Source organism: Salinimicrobium maris (assembly GCF_049680855.1).
Lineage (GTDB): Bacteria > Bacteroidota > Bacteroidia > Flavobacteriales > Flavobacteriaceae > Salinimicrobium.
The window spans coordinates 1065141-1075692 of sequence record NZ_JBMPGS010000002.1 but is presented as its reverse complement, the minus strand read 5'-3'; the positions used below and the strand labels follow the sequence as shown (position 1 = coordinate 1075692).

Annotated in this window: 6 protein-coding genes and 2 rRNA genes; 5 read left to right on the top strand and 3 right to left on the bottom strand. The window is 41.8% G+C overall.

What is annotated here, in order from left to right; all coding sequences use genetic code 11:
- The 4 genes from ACOV1Q_RS10370 to ACOV1Q_RS10355 all read left to right on the top strand — a co-directional run.
- Positions 1-2595, top strand: a 23S ribosomal RNA gene (locus ACOV1Q_RS10370); the annotation flags it as partial.
- Positions 2596-2795: 200 nt separating this feature from the next.
- Positions 2796-2904: ribosomal RNA gene (rrf, locus tag ACOV1Q_RS10365) — 5S ribosomal RNA — on the top strand.
- 267 nt (positions 2905-3171) lie between these two features.
- A complete protein-coding gene (locus ACOV1Q_RS10360) occupies positions 3172-4680 on the top strand; it encodes a TolB family protein (RefSeq protein WP_424494306.1) in 1509 nt (502 codons plus the stop codon).
- Positions 4681-4897: 217 nt separating this feature from the next.
- On the top strand, positions 4898-5770 hold the full coding sequence (locus ACOV1Q_RS10355) for a creatininase family protein (protein WP_424494305.1): 873 nt from the start codon (positions 4898-4900) through the stop codon (positions 5768-5770).
- Between the two features lie 104 nt (positions 5771-5874).
- Here the strand turns inward: ACOV1Q_RS10355 and ACOV1Q_RS10350 are convergent, their stop codons facing one another.
- The 3 genes from ACOV1Q_RS10350 to ACOV1Q_RS10340 form a co-directional block, all read right to left on the bottom strand.
- Entirely contained in the window at positions 5875-6684 is an 810-nt protein-coding gene (locus tag ACOV1Q_RS10350) for a DUF4249 domain-containing protein (protein ID WP_424494304.1), read from the bottom strand.
- 3 nt (positions 6685-6687) lie between these two features.
- Positions 6688-9054 (bottom strand): TonB-dependent receptor, encoded by a 2367-nt coding sequence (locus ACOV1Q_RS10345; protein WP_424494303.1) that lies wholly within the window; start codon positions 9052-9054, stop codon positions 6688-6690.
- A 119-nt stretch (positions 9055-9173) separates the two neighbouring features.
- Positions 9174-9404 (bottom strand): DUF6095 family protein, encoded by a 231-nt coding sequence (locus ACOV1Q_RS10340; RefSeq protein WP_424494302.1) that lies wholly within the window; start codon positions 9402-9404, stop codon positions 9174-9176.
- 240 nt (positions 9405-9644) lie between these two features.
- Between ACOV1Q_RS10340 and ACOV1Q_RS10335 the strand changes: the two genes are divergently transcribed.
- Positions 9645-10550: a MerR family transcriptional regulator gene (locus tag ACOV1Q_RS10335; RefSeq protein WP_424494301.1), complete on the top strand. Its 906-nt coding sequence runs from the start codon at positions 9645-9647 to the stop codon at positions 10548-10550.
- Positions 10551-10552: the final 2 nt, after the last annotated feature.

Below are 10552 nucleotides of genomic sequence, written 5' to 3'. Positions count from 1 at the left end.
AAAGATCATAAACCATAGTGGTATCCTGAGTAGTGCGGGGCACGAGAAACCCTGTATGAATTTGGCGGGACCATCCGCTAAGGCTAAATACTCCTGAGAGACCGATAGTGAACCAGTACCGTGAGGGAAAGGTGAAAAGAACCCTGAACAAGGGAGTGAAATAGATCCTGAAACCATACGCTTACAAGCGGTCGGAGCCCTTTGGGGTGACGGCGTGCCTTTTGCATAATGAGCCTACGAGTTAACGTTGCCAGCAAGGTTAAGGGTTTAAGACCTGGAGCCGTAGCGAAAGCGAGTCTGAATAGGGCGCTGTAGTTGGTAGTGTTAGACGCGAAACCGTGTGATCTACCCTTGGGCAGGTTGAAGCTGTGGTAACACATAGTGGAGGACCGAACCCGTTGACGTTGAAAAGTCTTGGGATGACCTGAGGGTAGGGGTGAAAGGCCAATCAAACTCGGAAATAGCTCGTACTCCCCGAAATGCATTTAGGTGCAGCGATTAAATAGTTTTATAGAGGTAGAGCTACTGATTGGATGCGGGGGCTTCACCGCCTACCAATTCCTGACAAACTCCGAATGCTATAAAATGTTTTTAATCAGTGAGGGCATGGGTGCTAAGGTCCATGTCCGAGAGGGAAAGAACCCAGACCATCAGCTAAGGTCCCCAAATATATGTTAAGTTGAATAAACGCGGTTGAACTGCTTAGACAGCTAGGATGTTGGCTTGGAAGCAGCCATTCATTTAAAGAGTGCGTAACAGCTCACTAGTCGAGCGGTTCGGCATGGATAATAATCGGGCATAAACATATTACCGAAGCTATGGATTTGCAACATAAGTTGTAAGTGGTAGGGGAGCATTGTAACAAAGTAGAAGGTGTACTGCGAGGTATGCTGGATTGGTTACAAAAGAAAATGTAGGCATAAGTAACGATAATGCGGGCGAGAAACCCGCACACCGAAAGACTAAGGTTTCCTCAGCTATGCTAATCAGCTGAGGGTTAGTCGGGGCCTAAGGCGAACCCGAAAGGGGTAGTCGATGGACAACCAGTTAATATTCTGGTACCTGCTTTACGTTAAAAGTGACGGAGGCGAGAATTAGGTGCGCACTGACGGAATAGTGCGTTGAAGGAAGTGGTAACACTCCGATAGTACACCAAAGCTACGGCGGCGGTGATAATCCTGAGGATCGACTTCCAAGAAAAGCGATTAAAGCAGCCCGTACCGCAAACCGACACAGGTAGTTGGGATGAGAATTCTAAGGTGCTCGAGAGATTCATGGCTAAGGAACTAGGCAAAATAGACCTGTAACTTCGGGAGAAAGGTCGCCCATCTTCGGATGGGCCGCAGTGAAGAGGTCCAGGCGACTGTTTATCAAAAACACAGGGCTCTGCTAAATCGAAAGATGATGTATAGGGCCTGACACCTGCCCGGTGCTGGAAGGTTAAGAGGAGATGTTAGCATTAGCGAAGCATTGAATTGAAGCCCCAGTAAACGGCGGCCGTAACTATAACGGTCCTAAGGTAGCGAAATTCCTTGTCGGGTAAGTTCCGACCTGCACGAATGGTGCAACGATCTGGACACTGTCTCAGCCATGAGCTCGGTGAAATTGTAGTATCGGTGAAGATGCCGATTACCCGCTGTGGGACGAAAAGACCCCGTGAACCTTTACTATAGCTTAGTATTGACTTTGGACAAGTGATGTGTAGGATAGGTGGGAGACTTTGAAGCGCCGTCGCCAGGCGGTGTGGAGTCATTGTTGAAATACCACCCTTTACTTGTTCGAAGCCTAACTTCATGTACTTGAAGGACAGTGCTTGGTGGGTAGTTTGACTGGGGTGGTCGCCTCCAAAAGAGTAACGGAGGCTTCTAAAGGTTCCCTCAGCACGCTTGGTAACCGTGCGTAGAGTGCAATGGCATAAGGGAGCTTGACTGAGAGACATACAGGTCGATCAGGTACGAAAGTAGAGCATAGTGATCCGGTGGTTCCGCATGGAAGGGCCATCGCTCAAAGGATAAAAGGTACTCCGGGGATAACAGGCTGATCTCCCCCAAGAGCTCACATCGACGGGGGGGTTTGGCACCTCGATGTCGGCTCGTCACATCCTGGGGCTGGAGAAGGTCCCAAGGGTTGGGCTGTTCGCCCATTAAAGTGGCACGCGAGCTGGGTTCAGAACGTCGTGAGACAGTTCGGTCTCTATCTACAGTGGGCGTTAGAAATTTGAGTGGATCTGACTCTAGTACGAGAGGACCGAGTTGGACTAACCTCTGGTGTACCAGTTGTTCCGCCAGGAGCACTGCTGGGTAGCTACGTTGGGAAGGGATAAGCGCTGAAAGCATATAAGCGCGAAACCCACCACANCTCTAGTACGAGAGGACCGAGTTGGACTAACCTCTGGTGTACCAGTTGTTCCGCCAGGAGCACTGCTGGGTAGCTACGTTGGGAAGGGATAAGCGCTGAAAGCATATAAGCGCGAAACCCACCACAAGATGAGATTTCTTTAAAGGATCGTGGGAGACCACCACGTTGATAGGTCACAGGTGTAAAGGCAGCAATGTCATAGCCGAGTGATACTAATAATCCGTACAGCTTAGTGCACTTCCGGCCCCCTAGCCCCCAAAGGGGAACAAGAGGGCCGGAGGAACAACCTAAAGCTTTAAACACTTTGCTTAACACATGTTTTCTTCATTTTTATTCTTCAATTATGTCAACAATATTAGAGTTGGCAGTTATTTAGTCACAGTTAACAGTACCTTTTTTACTGTTTACTGAAGACTTAGGACTGCACACTAAAGACTTAAGGTGGTTATAGCAACGGGGCTCACCTCTTCCCATTCCGAACAGAGAAGTTAAGCCCGTTAGCGCAGATGGTACTGCATCTCGTGGGAGAGTATGTCGCCGCCTTTTTTTTAAACCCTTCATCATGAATTTGATGAAGGGTTTTTTTATGGAGTAAAGTGAAACAAAAAGAAGAGAAATACCTAGAGAGAACTGCATGGTAAATAAAAAAACAGCCTCCCCTTTTCAATGCTTTTGTTACTTATTGTAAGATGAGCTATATTTAAGTAATTTCAACAAAGGTAAAACTGTTCTAATCTGGTAAGGAATTACTGGTATTTGAATGTTATGAGCATCATCTACAATGGTGCGAAATTGCCGGAAAAATCTTATAAAATGAAGTCTTACTTATCAATTCTTTTCTTTTTTACAATAATTACATTGCCTGCCCAGGAAAATTCCGTTGGTATCTTCTCCCATAACCGGAACATTGGGGCTACGGAAAATTTTAGAAATGTCACCTATAATCCTTCAACTCAAATCTACACCTTAAATCATGACAGCACGAGTCCAGCAATGCGAAGTAGCGGGAATATGTATGTGTACAACAAACTGCAAGGGGATTTCATATTTACCGCTCATATTGATTATATAGCCAATGCTAGCGGACATAAGGCAGGATTGATGATAAGGAAGACTATAGAAGAAGATGAGGCACATGCCAGTGCAAGTCTGACGGGAAACGGAACTACATTTTTTGAATGGCGGGAAGTAGAAGATACGAGTAGAGATTCCCAAAGACAAATATCTTCACCAAAAACCAGTTACGACATTCTTCAGTTGGAGCGTAAAGGTGAGGACATTATTATGAGAGCAGCCCATTTTGGAGAACCTTTACAGAAAATTAGTCAGAGAAAAATAAAAGCGCTGGAAGGGGAGGTGCTGGTTGGATTGTTTAATATGTCTGAGGAGGGCAAGCAGGTTCAACCCGCCAAATTCTGGAACGTTAGGATAGATAAGCCAGTATTAGATGATTATGATCCCGGAAAGAAAGGTTGGTTAGGCTGCCGCCTTGAAACTTTAGATGTAGAGAGTGGAATGCGAAAGGTCATTTATCAAAAGGATGATCGCTTTGAAGCACCAAACTGGATGCCTGGTGGAGAAGAACTCCTCTTTAATATGGAGGGTTCTTTATATATCATTCCGGTAGCAGGAGGGAAACCTGAAAAATTGAATACCGGTTTTGCCGATAATCTTAACAATGATCATGGGATTTCCTTTGACGGTAAAATGCTTGCTATAAGTCATCATGCCGATGGTGAAGGTTCTAAGGTTTATGTTCTTCCTTTAGAGGGAGGAACGCCACGTCTTGTCACTCCTCAGGCACCTTCTTACTGGCATGGCTGGGCCCCCAGCAATGATGAAGTAGTTTACGTAGCTACAAGGGAGGGCAATTCTACTTACGATATATACAGGAAATCAATATATGAAGGTAAAGAAGTACAGTTAACTTCTACGGGGGAAGGGGAACATGTAGATGGCTGTGAATATTCCCCTGACGGAAAATTTGTTTATTACAATAGCAGCGCTTCCGGAACAATGCAAATATGGCGAATGAAGCCAGATGGTTCGGCTAAGGAACAATTGACATTCGATGCACGCAATGATTGGTTCCCGCATATTTCGCCCGACGGAAAATGGATTGCATATATATCCTTTCCTGCCAAAATCCCTGTGAATGCCCATCCTTCTTTTAAAAGGGTTACCCTTAACCTCATGCCAACATCTGGTGGCGCGCCCAAAGTAATCGCTTACCTATATGGTGGACAGGGAACCATCAATGTTCCTTCCTGGTCACCTGATAGTAAATATCTTTCATTCGTGAGCAACTCTGGAAGGGAGTGAGGGACTAATCATCTTGAATTAGCTGCTCAACTTATTGCAGGTTTGCGGCAGGCAATAAATATAAAGATTTTCCTCATTTGCGGAACCTGGAAAATTGTGAAATAGCTTGAATCTTTTTCCACCTTTTTTAATTTTCTTAGTCCTAGTAGGATCAATTTTGGGTTTTTAGCTCATTTTATAATAAATTAGTAGGATTCACTATAAAAACCAACCAACTATGAAACCATTTGTTGTGCTATTGCTTCTTTGCCTTTCTTTTAATCTATCAGCTCAGGAAATTCCGGCGAGATGGGATGAGCTTACTGCCAGTGACTGGTCGCTAGCACTCGAAAAATCTAACAAGACAATAATACTTCCAATAGGAATCTTGGAAAAACATGGTCCTCACGCTCCAATTGGATCTGACCTGATACGTATAAGACAGCTGGCAAAGATGGCTGCGGAACAGGAGTATGCTGTAATTTTTCCAGACTATTTTTATGGACAGGTAAATGAAGCCAAACATATTCAAGGTACTTTTTCCCTGCCTACAGAGTTGACTCTGGACATGCTGCAGGCTACTTGTGACGAGATTGCCCGAAATGGTTTTGAAAAAATATTTATTATAAATGGTCACGGCGGAAATCCGCAGTTGTTGAGATATTTTATTCAAACCCAATTGGAGAAGAATAGAGATTATGCCGTTTTCTTTCATGAACCTGAAATGGAGGAGGCTGTGAGGGAGAAAGTGTCAAAAATGAGGAAATCGAACGCCTCTAACGATCTGCATGGAGGTGAAAATGAAACTTCGATTTTACTGCACATGCGGCCGGAGCTTGTTCATCTTGACCGTGCAAAAACCGAATCTGGCGCAAACCAGGGAAGGCTGGCAGATCTTCCCAATGTTTATACTGCAATCTGGTGGCATGGTTCATATCCGCTGCATTATGCTGGTGATGGTGGTGTCGCAACTGCCGAACTCGGGAAAATGATAACAGATGACAATGTGCGGTCTATCGTGGAAGGGCTTCGTGCTGTGAAACAGGATACAACAACGCTTCAGTTGCAAAGAGAATATTTTGAGAAGGTAGAAAATTTGTCAGGAAAATAATACAGAAATCTTGCTGCAAAAACATCCAAAAAAGGCATTTTTGAAGCGCTTTCTGAAGAATTTGCTTTCCGCAGAAAATTTGTCAAAAATGCTCTTTTTAAACCTTACTGCACCTGATAGTTTAAAACATCCTTTTCTGACATCCGAAAAAATCCGAAGGGAAAATTATCAGGGTTGGTAAGGTTAATTATATTTCCTCTCACAAGCGTAGGCTGTGTTTGAAATGGACCGCCGCCTGTTCCTGCCTGTGAACGTAGCAGAAATAGATATTCGTAGAATTGTTTAGAAATACCCTGGAGCTCAAGAATTACTTCGTCTCCCGATTCAAGATCCTCATTACTGAAAAATGCAAAGCTGCGGTTTCCATCAATGAGTTCGTCATCATATATTTGAAAAGACAGGTCTTCGTTGTAAAATCGAAATAAGTAATGGTCGCCTTTCCCAACAGGATCTGTAAAATAGGCTCGTATTTCTATTTCATCTCCTGTAAATCCGCCGTTGTTGTCCTGTTCAATTTCTTCTATTTCAGGAGAAGTTATAAAAGACGCAGTTGCAAAGTAAACTTCTTCATTGTAAGCAACCTCTAGCTCGTAAGTTGCATCGGTATTTGGAAGGAAACCGTCATTCCTATAAAGTCCTGGTTCTATTTCAGAAAAAAAGTATTTATTTCCAAAGCCGTCATGTATGCTAACCACCGCATTTTCCACGGGTGGAATTTCTTCATCAAAATAAGGAGCGGTTGTGCTTAGTTTAACATATAGAGGTGTTTGAAGGTCTACTTCATTCCACACCAGTGAAGCTTCAATGACCAGTCTTGGTTCAGATTCTTCCAGATCTACCTCTACCACCTCTTCACAACTTGCGGCAGATAGTAATAAAAGGAATGCTAAAATGCCATTTTTGAAACTCTTCATATTTTAGAATTTAAAATTATAAGTAACTGAAGGAATGATTCCAAAAAGCGAAAGCCGAACGGCTTCATTGACTCTCGTATCTTCATTCTCTCTAAAACTCAGCGAAACTGCATTCCTTCTATTGTAAAGGTTATAAATTCCAAAGTTCCAGGAAGACTGGTAACCTTTCCTTTTGGAAGGATTAGGCGTATAGGTGGCAGAAATATCAAGGCGGTGATATGCAGGTAACCTGTTGCTGTTTCGAGCAGAATAAACCGGAATATTGAGATTCTCGAATTTATATTGGGCTGTTGGATAAGTGGTGGGCAAGCCGGTTTGAAAAATAAAGTTAGAGCTTAACTGCCATTTTTGGCTTAGTTCATAAGTTGTGGTTAGAGAAAGGTCATGCGTTTTGTCGTACGAAGTATTGTACCATACGCCCTTATTAATTCCTGGTTCGTTTGGAGTTCTACCAGGAGTGCGTTGTTCTGATCGAGAGAGGGTGTAAGCCAGCCATCCGGAAAAACCACCTCTGTTCTTCCTAAGCAGGAGTTCAAGACCGTAAGCCCGTGCTTCTCCTTCCAGTAAAACCTGCTCAATGGCATCATTTGCCACTAAATTTGCGCCGTCTATATAATCCAGGCGGTTTTGTAATTTTTTATAAAACGCTTCTATTTCCACCGAAAATAATTCATTTTTTAAATTCTGAAAATAACCAACAGCATACTGGTCGAGTCGCTGCGGATCGATATATTTTCCGCTGGGAGCCCATACATCAAGAGGGGTGGGGGAACTTGTATTTGTGATCAAATGCAAATACTGCGTCATCCTGTTGTAGCTCATTTTTACCGACTGGTTATCATTAAAGCTATAAGACATGGATAATCGCGGTTCCAGGTTTCCGAAGAATTTTTCTGTTTTACCCCTGGAAAGCGATTTGGTATCTATGGGTTCAACAGATTCATATATGCCAAAAGTAGGATTATAGCTCACCGCACGATCATTTTCGTACAGGTTTAATTCTTCCTGTCCCAGTCGAAAAAACGTACTATATCTTAAACCATATTCTGCCGAAAAATTATCAGAAAAAGTATGCTGAAATGAGAGGTAAGCTGCACTTTCAAAAGCATATTTCTTTATGAGTTCCTGGTAATTAATTCCTGAACTTTCGGAATTTGGTTCTATTTCTCCGGGATTAAATTCATAATAGGTATTTTGAATGCCATAATTTAATTCTAGATTTTCGTTGAGATAATGATCAATATCGTACTTCAGATTAAAGTTTTTAATTCCGCTATTCCAGTTGAAACCTACAAAATCCAGAGTTAATCCATAGTAGTAATCACTGTAGATCATGCTTAAATTCGTGAAAACATTATCTGTCATTACATGATTCCAACGCAAATTGAACACCGCATTGCCGTAGAGGTTATTAAAGCTATCAGAAATATTGAATACATCCCTTCCAAAATAACCAGAGAAAAGGAAGGTGTTTTCATCATCAAGACGGTAGCTCAGTTTCGTATTCAGATCGTAGAAATAAGCTGAGTTGTCGTTATCTGTAAGTTTCAGAAATAAATGAGCATAAGAACTTCGGCCCCCAATAAGAAAAGAACCTTTGTCTTTTACCAGCGGACCTTCAGCCAACAGCCGACTCGAAATAAGGCCAATTCCCCCTCTTGCTTCAAACTTTTTGCTGTTCCCGTCTTTTTGATAAATGTCAAGCACTGAAGAAACTCTTCCACCAAATTCTGCCGGAATTCCCCCTTTATAGAGCTTCAGATTTTTAATTGCATCGGGATTAAAGACAGAAAAAAGTCCGAACAGGTGTGAAGCATTATAAATTGTCGCTTCGTCCAGCAGTATCAGGTTTTGATCTGCCGCACCGCCACGCACGTTGAAGCCCGAAGAACCTTCACCGGCATTGGAAACGCCGGGTAACAGCAACAAGGATTTTACGATGTCCACTTCCCCAAAGACTACCGGTAACTTCTGTATGGTGCTAATTTCCAGTTTATTGACACTCATTTCGGGGCTCTTAATGTTAAGCCGCTCTACATTTTCGGTGATGATCACTTCTTCCAGGTTTTCGGAAGTTTCCTCAAGATCAAAATCGAATGTCGTGTTTTCTGAAACTAAAATTTCCCGCGAAATTGAGGTATAACCTAAGTAAGTCACAGTAACAGTGTGGGTTCCTTCCGGAACTTTTATAGAGTAAAATCCATAATCATTTGTGGTGGTTCCTGTGCCTAGATCGGGAAAAAGAATATTAACGCCCGAAAGCTTTTCGTTATTAGCAGCATCTTTTACAACGCCTTTAATATTATAATTCTCCTGTGCATTTAGGAAAGAAGTAAGAACCAGAAAGAGAGCTAAAAATGTGGTTTTCAAGTGAAATTTTTTGTCAAAGATAGCATTTTCCAAGATGTGCTGTGATTAAACAATGGTATTAGAAAATTTGCTCTTCATTTCTCCATTTTCGCTTCGTAAAGCCAAAAAACTTCAAAAAATTAGTCAAAAAGTGATTTCATGATCTTTTTTATCCCCAGGAACATCAATAGGATGGCCCCGCTCATTGCCAGTAGTGCAAGAATGAGTACAGGAATAAAATAAGGATGATCCTGATTCTTAAAACTGCTAAAAAGTACTACAGGACCAATGAATGCAAGAGGTAAGGAGGCTGCCATCAACTTAATGCCTTTGCTTAATACCTCTTTATTTGTATGTTTTCTATCTTCCATAAGAAAAGGCAAATTTAAGAATTATCCCTGAAAAGCACATTTTTGAAGAGTTATTAAGATCACATTTCAGGAGCAGCAAAAAGCGCTTTATTTTAAACACTTTTTTTAGTTGTAATAGGATGTAAAAGAAATTTTGCTAAGTTAGTGTATGATTTTCAATAGAATCATCTGCTAATTTTATCTTAATTGAGGTTATGATCCCGTTTTCTTGTTTAAATTTGTTTGTAACAAGCTAAACAAATGGATCAATTTTCAATTTCGCAGCTTTCGAAATTTTCAGGCATTAAAGCACATACCATAAGAGTATGGGAGCAGCGGTACAAGGCACTGGAGCCAAATCGCTCTACCGGAAATACAAGGTATTATGATAATTCACAGTTGCGAAGGTTGCTTAACATCGTAACTCTTACGCAATCTGGATATAAAATATCACAGATTGGCTCTATGCCCGATGAAAAGATTTTCTCTCTTATTCGTGAATATGAAGAAAAACATCGGGGCAATGAAATCAATGAATTTTTTATTTCCCAGCTTATAGCTGCCGGGATGGATTTTGATGAGCCTCACTTCGAAAAGATGTTTTCCCATTGCCTTTTGAGGTATGGAGTTAGAGATGCCTATCTTGAGGTAATTTATCCTATGCTAAATCGCCTTGGGCTCATGTGGGCGGGGAATACGGTGCCGCCAGCACGTGAACATTTTATTAGTAATTTACTTCGGCAAAAAATGTTCACCGCAATTGATGCGTTACCACCTGCAGAACCTGCAAGTGAATCCTGGTTGTTATTCCTTCCGGAAAACGAATTTCATGAAATAGGATTGTTACTTGCCAGTTATCTTATAAAATCTGCAGGAAAAAAAGTAAATTACCTGGGAGCTAATCTTCCATTTGATTCTATGATAGAAGCAGCACAGGATACTTTACCTGATAAAATTCTGTTTTTCCTTGTTCATTTTGATTTGCCGGAAGACGCACAGGAATATATTTCCTCCATGGAAAATAAATTACCCGGGCAGGAGATATATCTATCGGGTAACAAGAAGCTTTTAGGTCAACTTAAAACCAGATCTCAAACAAAATTTTTAAATTCTGTAGCCAGCCTTGAAAAGGAATTAAACAAGCCGGTCAAAGCTAAAAAAGATTAAAA